We start from the raw sequence: 21369 nt of genomic DNA on the forward strand, positions 1-21369 counted from the left end.
CGCGCCAAGCTCTGGTAGCATGCGCGGCATGACGTATTCAGGAAGATTGACCTGGGGCCTGATCATCCTGGCCGCCAGCAGCACAGTATGGGCCCAGAGCGAACTGCTGGTGCGGGTCAAACCCGCCAACAAGGCGCTCAAGGCGAATGTCGAAGGCTATATTGGCAGCCTGGGAGACCGTGACGAGGACGCATTGCTGCGTTTCAGTCGCGGCGCCGAAGAGCAGGCGCGCAAAGCCGCGCAGGCACTTGGCTACTATCAGGCCCAGATCGACACCGAGGTCAAGGCGCCGGCCGGGCCTGACCAGCATCCGCAATTGATCATTCGCATTGACCCCGGTGAGCCGGTGCGCTTGCGCAATGTCACTGTGCGCATCGAGGGCCCGGCCACCGAGCTGAAGAGTTTTCGTGTACCTGATAGCGCCGCGCTGCGCCCCGGCGAACGCCTCAATCATGGTCTGTATGAGGACGCCAAGCGTCTGATCCAGAATCAGGCTTCGCGTTACGGCTTTTTCAAAGGGCGCTTTACCAGCCAGCGCCTGGCTGTAGATCCGCAGGCCGGCGTTGCCGACATCGAACTGGTGTATCAAAGCGGGCCACGCTTTCAGCTTGGCGCCGTGCACTTTGCCGGCGACACGCCGCTGGACCAGGACCTGCTGCAGCGCATGGTGCCGTTCAAGGCCGGTACGCCCTATGATTCCGAGCTCATCGCCGAACTCAACAACGACCTGCAGTCGAGCGGCTATTTCGAAGGCGTGCGGGTCGATGCGGCGCCCACCGCTGCGGTGGGCGAACAGATCCCGGTCGACGTCAGCCTGGAAACCCGCAAACCACGCACCATGGGCCTGGGCCTGGGCTTCTCGACCGACGTTGGCCCGCGCGGCAAGGCCAACTGGACACGCCATTGGGTCAACCCGCAGGGTCACAGCTATGGTTGGGAAACCGAACTGTCGGCGCCGCGGCAGAACGTCGGCCTGTGGTATGACATACCGCTGGATCCGCCACTGACCGACAAGCTGCGCTTCGCCGGTGGCTACCAGAATGAAGAGATCGCAGGCACCGATACCGTCAGCAAGCTGCTCACCGTTGGCCCTGAATGGCACAGCAAGCTGCCCAGCGGCTGGCAGCGGGTGGTGTCGCTCAAGTATCAGCGCGAAGAGTACAAGCTGGGGGATGACTCCGGTTTGAGCAAGCTGCTGATGCCTGGGGTAAGTTACTCGTACCTGCGCAGTGACAACCGCATCGACCCGCACAATGGCTACCGTCTGCAGTTCGATGTGCAGGTGGCCAAGGAAGGGCTGATGTCTGACACCAACCTGCTACACGGCAACGTCCTGCTCAAGGGCCTGACTACCCTGGGCCAGAATCACCGGCTGCTCGGCCGGCTGCAATTTGGTGGCAGCGCCACCAACAGCTATCAGAGCAAGATTCCGCCCTCGTTGCGCTTCTTCGCCGGTGGCGACCAAAGCGTGCGTGGTTACGACTACCAGACCCTATCTCCGAAAAACAGCGACGGCGACCGTATTGGTGGCCGCTACATGGTGGCCGGTAGCGCCGAATACCAGTATTCGGTGGCCGAGAAGTGGCGTATCGCGACCTTTGTCGATCAAGGCAACTCGTTCAACTCGCTGGATCTGCCCAGCCTGAAAACCGGCGTCGGTGTCGGCGTACGTTGGGTGTCGCCGGTCGGGCCACTGCGCCTGGACCTGGCCAAGGCACTGGACGACGACGGCGGCATCCGCCTGCACTTCTCGATGGGGCCTGAGCTGTGACGCGTGCTTTGAAGTACATATTAATCAGTCTGCTGGGCTTTGCGCTGCTGATCGCACTGAGTCTGAGCCTGCTATTGGGCACGCAAGCCGGTAGCCGCTGGGCGCTGGACCTGGTGCCAGGGCTGACGGTCGACGACTTCCAGGGCCAGCTTGGCAGTAACTGGCAGGCCCGTCGCTTGAGTTGGGACGACGGCGCCAGCCGAGTCGAGGTGCAGGCACCGCAGTTGAGCTGGTCGCCGCTGTGCCTGCTGCGGGCCACCCTGTGTATCGAGCGCCTGCAGGCTGAGCGCATCGACATGGCATTTGCCGCCAGTGAAACCGTAGCCGACAGCAACCCGCTGCAGTTGCCGACGCTGCGCCTGCCAGTGGCTATCGAACTAGGCGAAGTGAAACTTGGCCAACTGCGCCTGGATGGCAGTGACCTGCTGGGTGACCTGCAGCTTGCGGCGCACTGGAGCAACAATGGCCTGCGCATCGATACCTTGCAGTTGCAACGCGATGACCTGCATGTGAGCGTGCAGGGCGACGTGCAGCCCGAGGGCGACTGGCCAGTGCAACTGACTGGCAGCGTGCAGCTGCCGCCGGTAGAGGGGCAGGCCTGGCAACTGGCGCTGAATGCCACCGGCGAGCTGCAGAAGACACTCAATCTGGACGCAACCAGCACCGGCTACCTGAGCGCCCGCCTTACCGGTGAACTGCAGGCTTTGGCGGAGCACCTGCCAGCCAGACTGCGGCTTGAGTCGGCCGCCTTCAAGCCGGTTGCGACGCTGCCGGATACCTTGCAGCTCGAGCAACTCAAGCTGGATGCCGTGGGCGATCTGGACAAGGGCTACCAGCTCTCCGGCTCGGCCAATCTGCCGGCCGAGCAGGGGCCTATAGGTCTGCTATTGGCGGGCAAGGTCGACGCCAAAGGCGCCCGACTGGATGCTTTGGACCTGAACGCCAGCGACAGCCAACGGCTCAAGCTGCAAGCCACTGCCGACTGGCAGCAGGGGCTGATTGCCGACGCTAAAGTCGATTGGCAGGACTTCCCGTGGCTGCGTCTGTATCCGCTTGAAGAAGCGCCGCAAGTGGTGCTCAAACGGTTGACTGCGGATGTACAGTACCGCGATGGCAACTATCAAGGTTCGTTCAAGGGTGATCTGGACGGCCCGGCCGGTGCATTCAATTTGAGTAGCCCGTTCGAGGGTGACTTGAGCCACGTACGCCTGCCGCAATTACTGCTCAGCGCAGGGCAGGGCAAAGCTGCCGGCAGCGTCATCGTCGGTTTTGCCGAGAAGATCAGTTGGGACGTCGACCTGCAGCTTTCAGCGCTCGATCCAGCCTACTGGCTTGCCGAGCTGCCAGGCACGCTCGCCGGGCCGCTGCGCAGCAAGGGCGAACTGCACAACGAGCGCCTGCAACTGAGCGCCTTGCTCGACCTCAAAGGCCGCTTGCGCGGTCAGCCAGCAGTGCTCAAGGCCGAGGCCGAGGGGGCTGGCGACAGTTGGACACTTGGCGCCCTGGCCATCCAGTTGGGCGACAACCGCATCAACGGCAGCGGTAGCCTGCAGCAGCGCCTGGCCGGCCGGATCGATCTGGATATGCCGCGCCTTGGCCAGCTGTGGCCCCGCTTGCAGGGCCAGGTCAAAGGTCGCCTCGACCTCGCCGGGACCCTGCAAGCGCCGCAGGGCACTTTGAGTGTGCAGGGGCAACAACTGGCTCAGGCAGACAACCGTGTGCAACGACTTGATCTCGATGCCCGCCTGGACAGCGCCCAGCGCGGCCAACTCACCCTCAAAGCGGGCAATATTCGCCTGGGCGAGACTTCGCTTGGCGATCTGAACATGGCCGGCAAAGGCGATATTCGCCAGCAGGCCGTGACGCTGGCGCTGGCGGGTCCGCAGCTCAAGCTCGACCTGGCTGCCGACGGTCAACTGGCCAAGGGTGACTGGCGTGGTCGTCTTGCCAGTGGTCGGATTCAAGCTGGCGGGCAGGACTGGCAGTTGCAGGCGCCGGCCCGTTTGCAGCGCTTGGCCAACGGTCAGCTGGATTTCGGTGCCCATTGCTGGCGCTCGGGCCAGGCCAGTCTGTGTGGCGAAGACCAGCGCCTGGCGCCGGAGCCGCGGCTGCGTTACCACCTCAAGCAGTTCCCGATCGAGAGCCTGGCACAGTGGATGCCCAAGGACTTCGCCTGGCAGGGGCAGCTCAATGCCGACATCAATCTGGATATTCCTGCAGCCGGACCCAAAGGCACGATACGCGTGGATGCCAGTGGCGGCACCTTGCGCGTGCGCGATGGTCAGCGCTGGCTGGATTTCCCGTACCAGGTCCTGCGCCTGGACAGCACGCTCAATCCGCGCCGTATCGACACGGTGCTGAACTTCCGCGGCGAGCGCCTTGGCGAGCTCGCGCTGACAACCCGTCTCGACCCGTTGGGTAAGGACAAGCCGCTGTCTGGCGACTTTCGTCTGAGCGGGCTCGACCTGGCGATCGCGCGGCCATTCCTGCCAATGGTCGAGCGCCTTGCCGGGCAGCTCAACGGCAGCGGCCGCTTGTCTGGCTCTCTGCTTGCACCGCAAGTCAATGGCACTCTGGCCCTCACTGGCGGCGAAGTCAGCGGTGCGCAGCTGCCGGTCAGCCTGCAGGATCTGTCGGTGCAGGCGCTTATTGCAGGGGAACAGGTTCAGTTGCAAGGCGGCTGGCGCAGCGGTACAGCCGGTCGCGCTCAGCTCAGCGGCAACTTGACCTGGGGCCAGGCGCTGGCGATGCAACTGCGCTTGCAGGGTCAGCAACTGCCAGTCACGGTCGAGCCTTATGCCACGTTGGAAGTAGCCCCTGACCTGACCATAAGCCTTGAAGGCGAACAGCTTGCGGTCAAGGGCAAGGTATTGGTACCCAAGGGTGCAATCACCGTACGTGAGCTGCCACCCTCCACGGTCAAAGTGTCCGACGATACTGTCATTATCGGCAATCAGACCGAACAGGGCACGCCGCCAATGGCCATCGCCATGGACGTCAATGTCGAGGTCGGCCAGGACAAACTGTCGTTCAATGGTTTTGGTCTGACGGCCAACTTGCGCGGGCACGTGCACATTGGTGACAACATGGATACCCGTGGCGAACTGAGCCTGGCCGATGGCCGGTATCGCGCCTACGGCCAGCGCCTGACAATCCGCCGTGCACGGTTGTTGTTCGCAGGTCCCATCGATCAGCCCTACCTGGATATCGAAGCGATTCGCCAGGTTGACGATGTGATTGCCGGTATTCGTCTGAGTGGCAGCGCTGAGCAGCCGACCACCCAGGTGTTCGCCGAGCCAGCGATGAGTCAGGAGCAGGCATTGTCTTATCTGGTACTGGGGCGGCCGCTGGGTGGCTCCGGCGAAGACAACAACATGCTTGCCGAAGCAGCCCTGGGTCTGGGCCTTGCCGGCAGCGCCGGGCTCACTGGCAGCATGGCGTCCAATCTGGGCATCGAGGACTTCCAGCTCGATACCGAAGGCTCGGGCAACACCACCAGCGTGGTCGCCAGTGGGAATCTGACCGAGCGCCTGAGCCTGCGTTATGGGGTGGGTGTATTCGAGCCGGCCAACACCATCGCTCTGCGTTACAAGCTGAGCAAGAAGGTATATCTGGAGGCGGCCAGTGGCTTGGCCAGCTCGTTGGATATCTTCTACAAGCGCGACTTCTGATCGAGAGGGTCAGCGTACGCTGGCCGCTTCGACATCCTCGTTGCTGTCTGCTCCAGGTGGCTGCGGGTTGCCGCGCGGCGTGGGCACCATGAGGTTGGTGTATTGCTCGATCAGGCGATTGAGCGCCTCAGGCGGCTCGCATGCCTGGAACTGCATGCGGATCTGCACTTCGTCCGGGTCGCGGCCATCGCCGCGGCGTGCTTGTGCTCCGATGCTGACCTTGAAGCGAGCGCACGCATGCGCATCGGCCGCTTCGGCCAGCGCAGTTTTTATCTCTGTGCTCCTTACCCGGACCGAAAGGTCTACCTGCATACGCTCCAAGGCCAGGCCCTTGGGCGCCACCAAGGTAATCAGCGGCACCCTGATCATGTGCTGACCATCTATGGCCACCTCGACCATTTTGGCTTTCATCGGTGCGCCGAGGGCGTCGGGGTCATGATCGAAAAACTGATCGAACAGGGTGATGTACTGCTGGGCGATCAAGCTGTTGGTGGCGGCAGCGGCTTCCTGCAGGCCGCGGGTGATGTCGCGCAGGTCACTGCAGAGCATGGGCGCGGGCGGGGTAGGGGTGTCATCCAAGTTCATCGCTCCTCTAGGCGGCAAGCCCGCCATCAAGGCCGGGCTCTGGATTCACGGCAGGGCGTTGCAGTCATGCCTGCTCGACAGGCGGCAGGGTGTCGTCCTGGGAGATGTCGCCAGGGTTGCGTGCGTTTGCCGAAGGCAGAAGGCTCGGCCTGGTAGCTGCTTCGGTCAAAAAGTCGATTACCCGCATCATCGCCTCCGGCGGATCCTGACGGCGGACGGTTGTGTTGAACGCGTAGCGGGCGCGGGTGTCGGTCTTGCGTACCTGAGTCGACTTTTGGCTGACGCTGCCTTTGACTTCAAGCTTGAACGGGCCCCAGCCGAGGCTACCAGTGAGGCTGGCGTCGGGCTCGGTGGAGGTACTCAGTTCAGCCATCTGGCTGATGGTGATCTCGAACTCTACCCGACCTTCTTCGATAGCGATGTTGGGGTGGGTGACGGCGGCCAGCAACGGCACTTTCAGGCTCTTTTGCACTACGCCCTGGTATTCACCGTCTGCGCCGATCAGCGTTTCGTCGTAGTCGATCTGGATCGCGACCGCCTTGCCATTCTGGATGCATACACCCATCAGGAAGTCTGCGTAGGCTTTGCTGGCGCTGATCTGGGCCTGGATCAGCGCCTGTAATGGCGCGGAAATCATGCGGTCCATGGGCAGGGCGTTGATGACCGAGCCGACCAGTGTGGGATCAATAGACATTATCCAGCTCCTTGGCTAGCACTAGGGGTGCTCAGCGGGCGTGGTTTCCTGACGGCGAATGTTGCCGATTTGGCGCAAGCTCAACCCGTACTTGTCGGCCAGCAGGCTGCGCGAGAGGCCATCGGCGCTCTCTTGCTGAATCTGCAAGTTGCGCAGTTGGCGCAGGAAGTGGTCGGCCTTGGGAATCTCCAGGGCAACCCCGGCGAAACGCTTTATCAGCGCGTCCAGGGCTGCGGCTGGAAGCACTTCTGCAAGCTTGGTGCGGTCGCGGTGCTTGGGAATGTACTTGGGGCGCCCACCATAGGCGCAGGTCAGGTTGTAGGCATTTTCGATGCCGATACACTCAATGAGCGACTGTAGTGAATGCGGCAGCAAGGCGATATCGATACGGCTGAAGTCTGGCATTTGCATGTGTGGCTCCCTCGTGGGGGTAATGGATTGCGCTGTGCGTGACCATGACTGGGTAGAACGTGCCGGGGGGTTTTTGCCCCGTGGCGTGATTCGATTGTCGATGACCCGTGCAGGCAGTCCTAGGCGTCAAGCGAACCGAGGTGTGTAGTTCCTGGGTGTGCTTGACGCAGGGATCGAGAGATTGGGGTGTAGGACTATGCGACAGGGCCCGCCTGTACGCCTTGAAACTTCTTGCTCCCCTGCCAGAACAGTTGCCATGGGTAGGGTTGCCCTCAGTCACAGGGATAGCTGCTCAGCAGGCTCACGCCAGCCAGGTAGGCGTGGGGCGCGTCGACCATGCTTGCTGGGAGTGCTCGGTAGTCGACCAGCAAACACAGGGCGGTCATTGGATGATCGTTGATGCGTCCTGTCACGGTCGGCGCAAAGTCTTTTCGGTATAACGCTTGCGCGTGTCCGCTCAGACCTGCCTGGTCGGCGTGGGCCAGCGTTTCCCGGGCGAGGCGGGGAAGCTCGCGTTGCTCCACGAGAAAATGCAGCTGGTCAGCCGCGGGGTTCAGGTAACCGGCGTTGCGCACGCGTTGCCACAGTTGTTGCCACTGGCTTGAGCCGGCACTTTGGGCGAGTTGGCTGCCTAGTTGATGCAGGCGATCATCGGCCAGCGCTGGCCGCTCGACGGCCAGGGCCGACGCTGCGGCAAACCAGAGAGTGAGGATGCGTAGACAAGTATTCAGCATGGGGGCACCTATGGGCTGGGTAGAACCCCTATGCTTTCAGCAGACGCGGATGTGGCTCAGCAGGAAATACACGCCTGCGCCTGATGCCGTTGTATCATTGCCTCGGCTCCATGTGAGCCCAATGTCTCTGATGTCGCAAGGAACTCCCGATGACACACGTGCAGCGCCTGAAATACTCGATCCTGATCATCCTGGTGGTACTGGGCATGATGCTGGGGCTTTCCTACCTGCAAAAGCAGGGAACGATCACCGAGCAGACGTTCCAGTACTGCGCCATTGCCATTGCAGTGATCGTAGTGGTGATCAACGGTTTGTTGCGGCGCAAGGTCAAACCCTGAATCCAGCGGGCCGGCCATCCTGGCCGGCCGGCGGCTCAGCGCATTTGAGCCGACTCGAGTACGGCGCGTGCCTCTGGGTTGAGGCTATAGCACTTGTCGCCGCCCAGGCTGATCACGCCCTCGGCGCAAAGTCGCTTGAGCACTTCGCGCACGCTCAGAAACGACAACGGGATGTCGAGCTGTTCAAGCTGCGCATGGATGCCGCGCACACCGACACTGCGACCGTTACGATCAGCGGCATGCAAGGCATCGATCACCTTCAGTCGGATCAGGCTGGTGCGCAGGCCATATTTGCGCAGCAGCTCGCGAATCAGCTCATTGCCAATCCGCTCTTCACTATCGGCAAGTTGCCCAGCGCCGGCATTGGCTGCGCCGTTCGGCTTGGCTGGGGCCTGTTGTGGCTGATACATGTGAATGCTCCTTTTCGTGGGCTGTCCCGAAATCATGGTTCCTCATTGATAAAGACGAACGAGATTGGAAAAACTGCAGTTTTGCCGGAAAAATAAACGGCTGATTCTGTTCAAGACGTGTCAGCACGGCTGCATGCGTAAAATTTTCGTCCAGCTATTCGTCTCAACGGGATGATCTCAGATACTCAAGGAACGCCCGTGAAGCTATATTTGCGCCGCTCCGCTCAGTTGAGCGTGGCTGTTGCGTTGGCGGTATTCGGCCTGCTGGCCCAGCCCCGTGAAAGCGCTGCTGCTGCCAGCGCCGAAATCCGCCGCACCAGCTTTGGCGTGCCGCACATCCTGGCCAGCGACGAGCGGGGGCTTGGCTACGGTATCGGCTACGCCTATGCGCAGGACAACCTGTGCCTGCTGGCCAATGAGGTGCTGACGGTCAACGGCGAACGCTCGCGTTATTTCGGCGGCCAGGGCAAAACCGTTGAGCAGCGCAACAACCTCGACAGTGATCTGTTCTTCACCTGGCTCAACACGCCCGCTGCAGTCAGTGCCTTTCTGCAGGCTCAGCCGGTGGAGGTGCACAACCTGCTCGAAGGCTATGCCAGCGGCTTCAATCGCGCGCTTGGCGAGCGGCGGGCGCAAGGCTTGCCGGCGGAGTGCGGCGGGGGTGAGTGGGTGCGACCGTTGACCAGCCTGGATCTGGTCAAGCTGACCCGGCGCTTGTTGGCCGAGGGCGGCGCCGGGCAGTTCGTCGAAGCGCTGGTTGGCGCATCACCGCCCAAGCTCGCTGCGCAGCATCAGGCCGCTGACTTCAGGCTGGCGCTCGAGCGCCAGGCACTTTTCGCCATGCAGCGTGGCAGTAACGCGGTAGCGGTGGGCTCGGAGCGCTCCAGCAATGGTCGCGGGCTGCTGCTGGCCAATCCGCATTTCCCGTGGATGGGCGGTATGCGTTTTTATCAGATGCAGCTGACAATTCCAGGTCGGTTGAATGTGATGGGGGCGGCGCTGCCGGGCCTGCCGCTGATCAATATCGGCTTCAATCAACATCTGGCCTGGACGCATACGGTCGATACCTCCAAGCACTTCACGCTCTACCGGCTGCAGCTGGACCCCAAGGATGCAACCCGTTATTTGCTCGATGGCAAGTCGCTGCCACTGGCGCGGCAATCCCTGCGGGTTACGGTCAAGGGCGAGGATGGCTCACTGCGCGAGGTCGAGCGGCAGGTCTACACATCGAAGTTCGGCCCGGTTGTGCAGTGGCCAGGCAAGCTTGACTGGGACAACCGCTACGCCTACAGCCTGCGCGATGCCAATCTGGACAACAGCCGAGTGCTGCAGCAGTGGTATCGGATCAACCGCGCCGACAGCCTTGACGCCCTGAGGGGCTCTGTTGCTGAGCTGCAAGGGATTCCTTGGGTCAACACGCTGGCAGTCGATGCCGGCGGGCGGTCGTTGTACCTCAATCAATCGGTTGTACCCTATGTTGATCAGCAGACGCTGGCGCAGTGCAGCGACCCGGCAGCCGGCACCAAGCTGGTGGTACTGGATGGCTCGCGCAGTACGTGCCAGTGGCAAAGCGACCCACAGGCGGCGCAGCCAGGTATCGTTCCGGCGCGACTGTTGCCGAGCCTTGAACGGCGCGACTTTGTGCAGAACTCCAATGACCCGGCGCGGATGAGCAATCCGGCGCAGCCGTTGCTGGGCTTTTCGCCGCTGGTCAGTCGCGATGATCAGCCCCTGAGCATGCGCGGCCGCTTCGCCCTGCAGCGGCTGCAGGGCCGTGGCAAGCTCGGCGTCGCTGAACTGCAAGGCATGGTGTTTGATGATGAGGTCTATCTGGCCAGCCTGCTGCTGCCGGAGCTGCTTGATTGGTGCAAGGGGGGCGGGGCTGACGTTGCCCAGCTGTGCCAAGGCCTCAAGGCCTGGAATGGCAAGGCTGACCTGGATGCTGGCGTGGGTCTGCTGTATTTCGAGCAGATCGCCGAAGCGATGGCCGAGCATCCGCAGAGCTGGCGCGTGGCCTATGATCCGGCCGACCCAGAGCACACACCGCGTGGGTTGGCCGTCGAACAGGCCGCTGTACGCAAGCTGCTGCACCAGGCGGCGCTGGCCGCGCAAGACCAGGTAAACCAATCCGGGATAAGCGCAGACAGCCGCTGGGGGCAAATCCAACAGGCGGCGGATGGCACCCCGGTGCCAGGCGGACCGCAGGAGCTGGGCGTCTACAACGCCATGTACAGTGTGCCAGTGGGGCAGGGCAAGCGTCTGGTCGTCAGCGGCACCAGTTACCTGCAAATCGTCAGCTTCACCGAGCAAGGGCCGCAGGCTCAGGGCTTGCTGGCGTTTTCGCAGTCCAGCGAAGCGGCCTCGGCGCACCATGCCGACCAGACTCGTGCGTTTGCTGCCAAGCAGCTGGCACCGCTTGCGTTCACTGAAGCGCAGATCAAGGCTGACCCGCAGTATCGGCGGTCGGTCATCAGTGAGCGCGACAAGGCTGCGCCGGTCAGCAGCGCAGATTAAGCGATGGGATAGACAAGGCCGCTGTCGCAGATATCTGCAACAGCGGCCTTGGTGAGTGCAGCAGCCGACGTCGACGACTCAGGTGAAGTCGAACGGCGCCAGCTGGAAACCCTGATCATCTACCTGCAAAGCCCAGCCGCGACGGTCCCAGTCGCCCAGAACAATCCTGCGCGCCGGGCTGCCATCGACCAGCAACTTGTGGATCGCCGGCCGGTGGGTGTGCCCGTGGACCAGCGTGCGCACGCCGTGCGCCGCCATCACCCGCGGGACTTCATCGGGCGTGACATCGACAATCTCGGTGTTTTTCATGCGGGTCTGGGTCTTGCTTTCGCTGCGCAGCTTGCGTGCCAGCTTGAGCCGCATGGACAGCGGCAGGTGGCGCAGCACCCACAGCGTCAGCGGGCTACGCAGATAGCGGCGCAGCTTCATGTAGCCGACGTCGCGGGTGCACAACGTGTCGCCGTGCATCAGCAGTACCGGCTCGCCGCCCAGATCGACCACACTGGGATCGGCGAGCAAGGTGCAGCCAGCGGCAGCACAGAAATCCTCGCCGAGGAGAAAATCGCGGTTGCCGTGCATCAGGTAAATAGCGGTACCGCTGTCGCTCAAGTTACGCAATGCCTGGCAGATCGACCGCTGATACGGGGTCATCGCGTCATCGCCGATCCATGCCTCGAAAAAGTCACCGAGAATGTACAGCGCTCTGGCGTGGCGTGCGCGACCTTCGAGCAGGTCAACAAACGCCCGGGTAATCTCCGGGCGTTCTTCTTGCAGGTGCAGATCAGAGATCAGCAGAATCACCCAATGATCTCGGCTTTCTCGATGATCACGTCTTCTTTCGGCACGTCCTGGTGGCCGGCTTTGGAGCCGGTGGCAACGGCTTCGATCTTGTCGACCACGTCCTTGCCTTCGATGACTTCGCCAAATACCGCGTAGCCCCAGCCTTGGGTGTTCTTGCCGCTGTGATTAAGGAAACCGTTGTCGGAGGCGTTGATGAAGAACTGCGCCGAGGCCGAGTGCGGTTCCATGGTGCGGGCCATGGCGATGGTGTACCTGTCGTTCTTCAGGCCGTTGTCGGCTTCGTTCTGAATGCTTGGGCGCTTGTCTTTCTTCTCGCTCATGCCGGGTTCAAAACCGCCGCCCTGGATCATGAAACCTTTGATCACACGGTGGAAAACGGTATTGCTGTAGTGGCCGGCTTCGACGTAGGCGAGGAAGTTTGCGACGGTCAGCGGCGCCTTCTCGGCGTTCAGTTCCAGGACGATGTCGCCGTGGTTGGTGGTCAGTTTGACTTGGGACATGCTCAAATTCACTCTTCAAGGCATACAGAAATTGGCTGCGCGCAGCACGCGTACATCAGCTGACGCAGGATTGGCTTGCCGCGACACAGCGCGCGCGGCGCCATTTTGCCCGGGTTGCGATAAATCGCGCCACTTTGTCGGCGCCCGGCTGTCAGCAGCTTGACTGCTTCGGCTATGATAGGCCCTTTGATTCAATCGGCCTACCCGGGCTGAACACCAGCATTCAAGGATCCTATGAGCAAGCCCACTGCCGACAACGCGCCCAACGCCGCTGCCAAAGGCGCTCCCGCCGTCCCTGCAAACTTCCTGCGGCCGATCGTTCAGGCTGACCTGGACTCGGGCAAGCACACGCAGATAGTCACCCGCTTCCCGCCGGAGCCCAACGGTTACCTGCACATTGGCCACGCCAAGTCGATCTGCGTCAACTTCGGCCTGGCCGAAGAGTTCGGCGGTGCCTGTCACCTGCGCTTCGACGACACCAACCCGGCCAAGGAAGACCAGGAGTACATCGACGCGATCCAGAGCGACGTCAAGTGGCTGGGCTTCAACTGGACAGGTCCCGTGCGCTATGCCTCGCAGTACTTCGACCAGTTGCACGACTGGGCGGTCGAGCTGATCAAGTCGGGTAACGCCTATGTCTGCGACCTGACTCCGGAGCAAGCCAAGGAATACCGCGGCAACCTCACCGAGCCTGGCAAGAACAGCCCGTTCCGGGAGCGCAGCGTCGAAGAAAACCTCGATCTGTTCGCGCGCATGAAAGCCGGCGAGTTCGCTGATGGCGAGCGCGTGCTGCGGGCCAAGATCGACATGGCCTCGCCGAACATGAACCTGCGTGACCCGATCCTCTACCGGATCCGCCATGCCCACCATCACCAGACCGGTGACAAGTGGTGCATCTACCCCAACTACGACTTCACCCACGGCCAGTCGGACGCGATCGAGGGCATTACCCACTCGATCTGCACCCTGGAGTTCGAAGGTCATCGCCCGTTGTACGAGTGGTTCCTCGACAACCTGCCAGTGCCGGCGCACCCGCGTCAGTACGAGTTCAGCCGGCTCAACCTGAACTACACCATCACCTCCAAGCGCAAGCTCAAGCAGCTGGTTGACGAGAAATACGTGCAGGGTTGGGATGACCCGCGCATGTCGACCCTGTCGGGCTTCCGTCGTCGTGGTTACACCCCGGCCTCGATCCGCAACTTCTGCGACATGATCGGCACCAACCGCTCGGACGGAGTGGTCGACATGAACATGCTCGAGTTCAGCATCCGCGATGACCTCGACCGCACCGCGCCGCGCGCCATGTGTGTACTGCGGCCGTTGAAGGTAGTGATCACCAACTATCCGGAAGGCCAGGTCGAAAACCTCGAGCTGCCACGCCACCCGAAAGAAGACATGGGCGTGCGCGCGTTGCCCTTCGCCCGTGAGCTGTACATCGACCGTGACGATTTCATGGAAGAGCCGCCAAAAGGCTACAAGCGCCTGGAGCCGAACGGCGAAGTGCGTCTGCGCGGCAGCTACGTGATCCGTGCCGACGAAGCGATCAAGGACGCCGATGGCAACATCGTCGAACTGCGCTGCTCGTACGATCCGGACACCCTTGGCAAGAACCCTGAGGGGCGCAAAGTCAAGGGCGTTATTCACTGGGTCCCGGCAGCGGCCAGCGTCGAGTGCGAAGTACGCCTGTACGACCGCCTGTTCCGTTCGCCGAACCCGGAGAAAACCGAAGAGGGCGGCAGCTTCCTGGACAACATCAACCCCGATTCGCTGCAGGTGCTGAGCGGCTGTCGTGCGGAACCTTCGCTGGCCAACGCCCAGCCTGAAGACCGTTTCCAGTTCGAGCGCGAGGGTTACTTCTGCGCCGACCTGAAAGACACCCAGCCGGGCCGCCCGGTGTTCAACCGCACTGTCACCCTGCGTGACTCCTGGGGCAGCTAAGGAATCGCCGTGCTTAACATCTACAACACGCTGAGCAAGACCAAGGAAGCCTTCAAGCCGCTGGATGGCAACAAGGTGCGCATGTATGTCTGCGGCATGACCGTGTACGACTACTGCCACCTCGGCCACGGCCGCAGCATGGTGGCCTTCGACCTGGTCACTCGCTGGCTGCGCAAGAGCGGCTTTGATCTGACTTACGTGCGCAACATTACCGACATCGATGACAAGATCATCAACCGGGCCAATGAAAACGGCGAGACCTTCGATGCGCTGACCGCACGCATGATCGATGCAATGCACGAAGACGAGCGCCGCCTGAACATCTTGCCGCCGGATCAGGAGCCGCGTGCCACCGAGCACATCGCTGGCATGCACGCGATGATCCAGACCCTGATCGACAAGGGTTATGCCTACGCACCGGGTAATGGCGATGTGTACTACCGGGTGGGCAAGTTCGTCGGTTACGGCAGGCTGTCGCGCAAGAAGATCGAAGACCTGCGCATCGGCGCCCGTATCGAAGTTGACGAGGCCAAGCAGGATCCACTCGACTTTGTCCTGTGGAAGGGCGTCAAGCCGGGCGAACCAAGCTGGGATTCGCCATGGGGCCCGGGCCGTCCGGGCTGGCACATCGAGTGCTCGGTGATGTCCACCTGCTGCCTGGGCGAGAGCTTCGACATCCACGGCGGCGGCAGCGACCTCGAGTTCCCGCACCACGAGAACGAGATCGCGCAGAGCGAAGCGGCCACTGGCAAGCAGTACGCCAATGCCTGGATGCACTGCGGCATGATCCGCATCAATGGCGAGAAGATGTCGAAGTCGTTGAACAACTTCTTCACCATCCGTGACGTGCTGGAAAAGTATCACCCGGAAGTGGTCCGCTACCTGTTGGTGGCTAGCCACTACCGCAGCGCGATCAACTACTCGGAAGACAGTCTGCGCGACGCCAAAGGTGCGCTTGAGCGCTTTTACCACGCACTGCGCGGCCTGCCACGGGTCGCTCCTGCGGGCGGTGAGGCATTTGTCGAGCGCTTCAGTGTGGCCATGAACGATGACTTCGGCACCCCCGAAGCCTGCGCCGTGCTATTCGATCTGGTACGCGAGATCAACCGCCTGCGCGACACAGACGTCGAGGCTGCCGCTGGCCTGGCTGGGCGCCTGCGCGAGTTGGGTGAGGTGCTCGGTGTGCTGCAACTGGAGGCTGATGACTTCCTGCGGGCCGGCGCCGAGGGCAAGGTCGACGCCGCTGAAGTGGAGGCGCTGATTCAGGCGCGTCTGCAGGCTCGGACTGACAAGAACTGGGCCGAGTCGGACCGTATCCGTGATCAGCTCACGGCGATGGGTGTGGTGCTTGAGGACAGCAAAGGCGCCACCACCTGGCGCCTGGCTGACTGACCGCAGTGCCGGGGCCGCGCAATGCGGCCCCGGTGTTCAGCTGGCGAGCGGGCAGTGCAGGACCAGCCTGGCGCCGCCCCATTGGCTTTCACCAATTTCAAGGGTGAAGCCGTGCAAGTCAACGATCGCTGCAACTATCGACAGCCCGAGGCCGAAGCCAGGGTGGCGATGACCTTCCTCACTCCGATAGAAACGCTTGAGTACGGCGGTGCGTTCCTGTTCCGGGATGCCTGGCCCGCTGTCTTCGATCGCTACATGCACGCCGCTGGCATCCTGACTGGCAGCAATGCGCACCTGGCCACCTTCAGGGGTGAATTTGATCGCGTTGCCGACCAGATTGGCCAGCGCCTCGAACAGCAGCTCGCGATCGCCGTGCAGCGCCGACAACTGCGCTGGCTGCTCCAGTTGCAGCTCGATAGTGCGGTCCTCGGCCAGCGGCAGGTAGAAGTCATGCAGCTCGACCAGCAGTGCCTGTGGATCAAGCTGGACGAAGCCGGCGCGGCGCTGGCGGTCCTCCAGTTCACTGATGCGCAACAATCCGCGAAACCGCGCCATCAACGTGTCAGTCTCGCCGATGGCCTGATCCAGCGCCTCGGCCTGGGCAGAATCCTCGCCGCTCTGCTGGCGAATCCGATACAGCTGCGCACGTAGCCGCGTCAGGGGCGTGCGCAGGTCATGGGCAATGTTGTCGCAGACGCCCTTGACTTCATGCATCAGCCGCTCGATGCGGTCGAGCATGGCGTTGACGATGGCCGCCAGCATGTCCAGCTCATCGCGCCGGGCCGACAGTGGCAGGCGGTGGGTCAGGTCGCCGGCCACGATCAGTTCGGCGCTGGCCTGCACCGCGCGGATCCGCTTGAGCGGCCGCCTGCGCAGCAGGTACCAACCGGCAAAGCCTGGTATCAGGGTCAGGGAGATGCCCCACAGCAACGCATCCAGGATGATCCGCGTGACCACGAACAACGAGCCGTTGTCGCGAAACAATACCAGCCAGCGACCGTCCTGCACCTTGATCGCAACCGCGTCGCAGGTTTCGTGGATCATGCCCGGGTCGGCGCTGTCCAGGCAGTGCTTGAGCTCATGCACCTTGCCGTCCAGGCGCAGCTCCTTGGGGATGGCGCGGATACGCCCGCCCAGTGGATTGAGCTGTGCGTCGAACAGGCCATAGGCGTCGAAACTGCGCTCTTCGAAAGCCTGGCTGGCGATCAGGGCGTCGTCCAGCTGCTTGCCGCTCATGTGCGCAAACAGATGCTGACGCTGCAGCATGGAATGACGGGTGAGCTTGTTCAGGTAGCTAGAAACCTCGAAATACAGCACCCCCATGAGGATGCTGCTCCAGGCCACGAAGAGAAAGCTGTACAGCGCCAGCAGGCGACTGGTGGACGAGCTCCAGCCTTTAGACGGGTTCAGCAATGGCATAGCCCGAGCCCCGCACGGTTCGAATCAGTGCGCACTGGCCGGGAGCGTCGATCTTCTTGCGCAAGCGGCCGATGTGCACGTCGATCAGGTTGGTGCCTGGGTCGAAGTGATAGCCCCACACCTCCTCGAAAATCATCATCCGGGTGATTACCTGGCCGGCGTGGCGCATCAGGTATTCGAGCAGCTTGTATTCGGTGGGCAGCAGGTTCAGCGTTTGCTCGCCGCGACGGGCTTCATGGCTGATCAGGTCCAGCTCGAGGTCCGCCACCTGCAGGCGGGTCTGGGTCATCGGTACGCTGTTACGGCGCAGCAGCACTTCGACCCTGGCAGCCATTTCGTCGGAGGCAAACGGCTTGGTCAGGTAATCGTCGCCGCCGGCACGCAAGCCGCGCACGCGTTCGTCAACGTCGGAGAGGGCGCTGATCATCAGGATCGGCGTGGCAATCTTCAGGCTGCGCAGGGTGGTGACGATGGTCAGGCCATCGACTTCGGGCAACATGCGGTCCACGGTGATCAGGTCGTAGCCACCGGCAATAGCCTTTGCCAGGCCTTCGCGGCCATTGTCTGCCCACTCTACATCCAGGCCGTGGCTGGTCAGTTCAGCGACGATTTCCTGGCCGGTGACGGCGTCGTCTTCGATGGTCAGTACGCGGGGCATGCTGGTTCCTGGGCGGCGAATTGAGGTTCGATTGTGCCAAAGAATAGCCAAACGGCGATTTAAGAAAAATTCATCTGGCTAAAAAGCACTACGGGGCAAGCCCACTCTCACCCAACCGTACGCGGTAAGTGAGAGCAGACTTGCCCCGCAAGGGCATGGCGTTAGCGCTTACGCGACTTTGACGATCCAGCCAGCCGGCGCTTCGACGTCGCCGCTCTGGATGCCGGTCAGCTCGTTGTAGAGCTTGGTGGTGACCGGGCCGACTTCGGTTTCACTGTGGAACACATGCAGCTTGCCGTTGTACTGGATGCCACCAATTGGCGTGATCACTGCCGCGGTGCCACAGGCACCGGCCTCGACGAAGCGCTCGAGGTTGTTGATCTGTACGTCGCCTTCGATGACCTTCAGGCCCAGACGCGATTCGGCCAGCTCCATCAGCGACAGGCGGGTGATGCCCGGCAGTACCGAAGCCGACTTCGGCGTGACGAACTCGTTGTTGGCAGTGATGCCAAAGAAGTTGGCCGAACCGACTTCTTCGATCTTCGAGTGGGTCAGCGGGTCGAGGTAGATGCAATCGGCGAAGCCGGCTTTCTTCGCCTCATAGCCCGGCTGCAGGCTTGCCGCGTAGTTGCCACCGACTTTGGCGGCACCGGTGCCCTGCGGCGCGGCGCGGTCGAAATCGGAGATCAGGAACTTGTGCGGGGTCATGCCGCCCTTGAAGTACGAACCGACCGGGATCGCGAATACCGAGAAAATAAACTCAGGTGCGGTACGCACGCCGATATTGTCACCGGTACCGATCACGAACGGACGCAGGTACAGAGCGCCCTTGCCGTGTGGCGGCACGAATCGCTCGTTGGCCTTGACTACCTGTTTGCAGGCTTCGATGAACTGATCGGTCGGCACCCGCGGCATCAGCAGGCGGTCGCAGCTGCGCTGCATACGCAGGGCGTTCTGATCCGGACGGAACAGGTTGACGGTGCCATCCTTGCAGCGATAGGCCTTGAGGCCTTCAAAACACTGCTGGCCGTAGTGCAGGGCGGTCGAGCCTTCGCTGATGTGCAGCACGTTGTCATCGGTCAGGGTGCCCTTGTCCCACTCGCCATCGCGGAACACGGACAGGAAGCGCTTGTCAGTCTTGATGTAGTCGAAGCCCAGCTTGTCCCAGTTAATGCTCTCGTTACTCATGACACCCTCGATTGTCTTGCAGATGCCCGATCACTCGGGCTGCTGTTATTTGCGCACCACGCCACGATAATACATCCGCCGCAGATCGGAAACGTCCAGTCTCAGATTCATCCAAGCCGTAGCGAATCGTGCAGTTGCAGGCGTTGTAAAAAGGCCTGGTCATGGCAGGCCACCAGTAGGCCACCGCAGAACTGATCGAGCATCCGTTCCAACGCCAGCAGCGACGGCAGGTCGAGGTGATTGCTCGGTTCGTCCAACAGCAGCAGGTCGACCGGCCGCTGGCGGTAGAGGAGCCCGGCCAGAGCGGCCTTGAACCGTTCGCCACCGCTGAGCAGGGCAGTGGGCATCTCCACCCTTGCCGCGTCCAGGCCCAATTGCGCCAGGCGGGTCCGCACCTCGCTGTGGGCCAGCCCTGGGTTGGCCAGGCGCAGGAAGGCGAGGGCGCTCAGTTCGGCGGGCAGCAGGCTGTAATGTTGGTCGAGCAGGGCGACCTCACCGTATACCTGAAAGCTACCTGCGCTGGCCTGGAGCTGGCCCGCCAGCACCTTCAACAGTGTCGATTTGCCGGTCCCGTTGGCACCGATCACAGCCATGTGCTCGCCGCTGCGCAGATGGAGATCGAGCGGCGCCTGGCTGCCCCGGGGCAACTGCAAGCCGCTGACGCTCAGCACCGATTTGCCTTGGCTGCGGCCAGCGTCCGGCGCGTGCATGACGATGGGGCTGTTGCGTTCTACCTGCTTGTTGGCCTGGCGCAGTTGCGCGTGCAGCTTGGCCTCGGCTGCCTGGTGTTCGCGCTGCTGTCTACCGGCAGTGGCCTGGCTGCGCTGCTGCTGACGGCCGATAAGGATTTTTGCTTGATTGGCCTGTCTGGCCTGGCGCCCCGCGTCGGCTTGCCGTCGCTCGAGGCTCTCGCGTTGCTGTTGCAGCACCTGCGTCTGACGGCGCCGTTCGTGCTTGAGGCGATCAAGGGTGTGCAGGGCACACGCCTGTTCATGCGCTTTGGCGTGCTCATAGTGCCGGTAGTCACCGGAGTAGCTGCGCAGGCCTTGCGGGGTCAGCTCGACAATCCGCTGCATGTGCCCAAGCAGGGTGCGATCGTGGCTGATTACCAGCAGGCCTTTGACCCAGCCCAGCAGCATCTGGTGCAGTTGCTCGCGAGCATCCACGTCGAGGTGGTTGCTCGGCTCATCAAGGATCAGATAATCGGCCTGGCTAACCAGCGCGCCGATCAGCGCCACACGCATCGCCTGGCCCCCGCTCAAGCTCGCTGCATCGCGCTCCAGCTCAAGCTGGCCGAGCCCATGGCGGTCCAGCTGGGCTTGCACTCGCTCGCGGATATCCCAGCGTTCAGCCACTACGTCGAAATCTGCCGGGTCAGCGCTGCCTGCTTCTATGCGCTGCAGCGCAGCAACGACCGAACCCACCTGCGCCAGCTCTGCCACTGTGCTGCACTGGCTTACAAAATGTTGATGAAGGTAATGCACCCGGCCGCTGCGCAGGCAGCGACCCTCGCTGGGTGCCAGCGAGCCGGCGAGGATCTGCCCGAGCAGGCTCTTGCCGACGCCATTGACACCGACCAGGCCGGTGCGGCGTTGGTCGAAGGATTCACTGATAGGGGCAAACAGCTGCCTGCCATCGGGCAAGGCCAGGGTGACGCCGTCCAGCGTCAGGATCGAGGTATTGGTCATGCACAACTCCACTCATGCCGCGACATCCCCAGGCGAGAGCTGAGGGCTGAAGGCTGGCCGTCGAGGTGACGGCGGCATCAATGGCGCATTGGACCAATACCTGTTTGAGGGGATGAAGGCCAAGCCTAGCGGATACCCTGGCATGGGTAAAGCCTGACCCGGCCAGGCCGGCTGGCCGAGGGCAACCGTTAGTCTTCGCTCTGCTGGCAGAAGCGCAGGCGGTTGCCGAACGGATCCCAGATCTGCATCTGCAAGCCCCAATCGACGGTTTCGGCCTCGGGACGGGCATAGCCGTACTGTTTGTCCTGCAGTTCACGCTCCAGCGCGCGCAGGTCGTCGATGCGGGCAAAGATGGTCGAGCCGGGCGAGGCGTCACCGTGGTGTTCCGACAGATGCAGGATCAGCCCATCGCGACGGATTTGTGCGTACAGCGGCAGATCCGGGCTGAACCGGTGCTCCCAATCGAGCGTGAACCCGAGAAAATCGAGATAGAACTCTTTGGCCTTGTCGACCGAGAAGATCCGCAGGATCGGGATGGCAGGGGCTAATTGCATGGTGACTTCCTTGGTCAGCTGAAGGCGCTACTGTAACCCGCTTCGCGTCCTCCAGCACCAACCTGGCAGCACTGAAACGGGGCCGGGCGACGCCCTTTAAGTG

Annotated in this window: 18 protein-coding genes; 6 read left to right on the forward strand and 12 right to left on the reverse strand. The window is 62.3% G+C overall.

Annotated elements, in window-relative coordinates:
• Positions 1–28: 28 nt before the first annotated feature.
• Together K3F44_RS05680 and K3F44_RS05685 are read left to right on the forward strand one after the other, a co-directional pair.
• Positions 29–1771 (forward strand): autotransporter assembly complex family protein, encoded by a 1743-nt coding sequence (locus K3F44_RS05680; protein WP_150569395.1) that lies wholly within the window; start codon positions 29–31, stop codon positions 1769–1771.
• Positions 1768–5442: a translocation/assembly module TamB domain-containing protein gene (locus K3F44_RS05685; protein ID WP_220633524.1), complete on the forward strand. Its 3675-nt coding sequence runs from the start codon at positions 1768–1770 to the stop codon at positions 5440–5442. Before K3F44_RS05680 ends, K3F44_RS05685 begins: the two co-directional genes overlap by 4 nt.
• A gap of 9 nt (positions 5443–5451) precedes the next feature.
• On the opposite strand, the gene K3F44_RS05690 is transcribed toward K3F44_RS05685, so the two are convergent.
• The 4 genes from K3F44_RS05690 to K3F44_RS05705 form a co-directional block, all read right to left on the reverse strand.
• Entirely contained in the window at positions 5452–5991 is a 540-nt protein-coding gene (locus K3F44_RS05690; RefSeq protein ID WP_188036359.1) for a DUF2589 domain-containing protein, read from the reverse strand.
• Positions 5992–6091: 100 nt separating this feature from the next.
• Entirely contained in the window at positions 6092–6721 is a 630-nt protein-coding gene (locus K3F44_RS05695; protein WP_181087807.1) for a DUF2589 domain-containing protein, read from the reverse strand.
• Positions 6722–6742: 21 nt separating this feature from the next.
• Positions 6743–7132, reverse strand: a complete 390-nt coding sequence (locus tag K3F44_RS05700; RefSeq protein ID WP_101318993.1) for a Mor transcription activator family protein — start codon at positions 7130–7132, stop codon at positions 6743–6745.
• Between the two features lie 272 nt (positions 7133–7404).
• The gene (locus tag K3F44_RS05705; protein ID WP_259407031.1) at positions 7405–7866 is read right to left on the reverse strand and encodes a hypothetical protein; all 462 of its coding nucleotides are present in this window, start codon (positions 7864–7866) and stop codon (positions 7405–7407) included.
• A 149-nt stretch (positions 7867–8015) separates the two neighbouring features.
• On the opposite strand from K3F44_RS05705, the gene K3F44_RS05710 reads away from it, so the two are divergent.
• Positions 8016–8204 carry a hypothetical protein gene (locus K3F44_RS05710; RefSeq protein WP_101318997.1) on the forward strand — a complete coding sequence of 63 codons (189 nt, stop codon included), beginning with the start codon at positions 8016–8018 and terminating at the stop codon, positions 8202–8204.
• A gap of 35 nt (positions 8205–8239) precedes the next feature.
• Here K3F44_RS05710 and K3F44_RS05715 read toward each other — a convergent pair whose 3' ends face one another.
• Positions 8240–8614 (reverse strand): fe2+ zn2+ uptake regulation protein, encoded by a 375-nt coding sequence (locus K3F44_RS05715; RefSeq protein ID WP_220633525.1) that lies wholly within the window; start codon positions 8612–8614, stop codon positions 8240–8242.
• Positions 8615–8842: 228 nt separating this feature from the next.
• Here K3F44_RS05715 and K3F44_RS05720 point away from each other — a divergent pair, with 228 nt between their 5' ends.
• A complete protein-coding gene (locus tag K3F44_RS05720) occupies positions 8843–11128 on the forward strand; it encodes an acylase (RefSeq protein ID WP_409077667.1) in 2286 nt (761 codons plus the stop codon).
• A 78-nt stretch (positions 11129–11206) separates the two neighbouring features.
• Here K3F44_RS05720 and K3F44_RS05725 read toward each other — a convergent pair whose 3' ends face one another.
• Both K3F44_RS05725 and K3F44_RS05730 read right to left on the reverse strand, forming a co-directional pair.
• Positions 11207–11929, reverse strand: a complete 723-nt coding sequence (locus tag K3F44_RS05725) for a UDP-2,3-diacylglucosamine diphosphatase (protein WP_101319003.1) — start codon at positions 11927–11929, stop codon at positions 11207–11209.
• Complete coding sequence (locus tag K3F44_RS05730) at positions 11926–12429, reverse strand: peptidylprolyl isomerase (RefSeq protein WP_101319005.1); 504 nt, start codon at positions 12427–12429, stop codon at positions 11926–11928. Before K3F44_RS05730 ends, K3F44_RS05725 begins: the two co-directional genes overlap by 4 nt.
• 234 nt (positions 12430–12663) lie before the next feature.
• On the opposite strand from K3F44_RS05730, the gene K3F44_RS05735 reads away from it, so the two are divergent.
• Together K3F44_RS05735 and cysS are read left to right on the forward strand one after the other, a co-directional pair.
• Positions 12664–14367, forward strand: a complete 1704-nt coding sequence (locus tag K3F44_RS05735; protein ID WP_220633527.1) for a glutamine--tRNA ligase/YqeY domain fusion protein — start codon at positions 12664–12666, stop codon at positions 14365–14367.
• 9 nt (positions 14368–14376) lie between these two features.
• Entirely contained in the window at positions 14377–15759 is a 1383-nt protein-coding gene (gene cysS / locus K3F44_RS05740; protein ID WP_220633528.1) for a cysteine--tRNA ligase, read from the forward strand.
• 36 nt (positions 15760–15795) lie between these two features.
• On the opposite strand, the gene K3F44_RS05745 is transcribed toward cysS, so the two are convergent.
• From K3F44_RS05745 to K3F44_RS05765, 5 genes are all read right to left on the reverse strand, one after another.
• Positions 15796–17178, reverse strand: a complete 1383-nt coding sequence (locus K3F44_RS05745; RefSeq protein ID WP_181087814.1) for a HAMP domain-containing sensor histidine kinase — start codon at positions 17176–17178, stop codon at positions 15796–15798.
• Positions 17156–17836 (reverse strand): response regulator transcription factor, encoded by a 681-nt coding sequence (locus K3F44_RS05750; RefSeq protein WP_101319013.1) that lies wholly within the window; start codon positions 17834–17836, stop codon positions 17156–17158. The genes K3F44_RS05745 and K3F44_RS05750 overlap by 23 nt, the downstream gene beginning before the upstream one ends.
• Before the next feature lie 168 nt (positions 17837–18004).
• Positions 18005–19024 (reverse strand): branched-chain amino acid aminotransferase, encoded by a 1020-nt coding sequence (locus tag K3F44_RS05755; protein ID WP_220633529.1) that lies wholly within the window; start codon positions 19022–19024, stop codon positions 18005–18007.
• Between the two features lie 107 nt (positions 19025–19131).
• Positions 19132–20712 (reverse strand): ABC-F family ATP-binding cassette domain-containing protein, encoded by a 1581-nt coding sequence (locus K3F44_RS05760; protein WP_220633530.1) that lies wholly within the window; start codon positions 20710–20712, stop codon positions 19132–19134.
• A 188-nt stretch (positions 20713–20900) separates the two neighbouring features.
• Positions 20901–21266, reverse strand: coding sequence for a glyoxalase superfamily protein (locus K3F44_RS05765; protein ID WP_101319019.1), 366 nt, complete (start codon positions 21264–21266; stop codon positions 20901–20903).
• Between the last annotated feature and the right edge of the window lie 103 nt (positions 21267–21369).

The organism is Pseudomonas sp. S07E 245, from assembly GCF_019599025.1.
GTDB classification, from domain to species: Bacteria; Pseudomonadota; Gammaproteobacteria; order Pseudomonadales; family Pseudomonadaceae; genus Aquipseudomonas; species Aquipseudomonas shirazensis.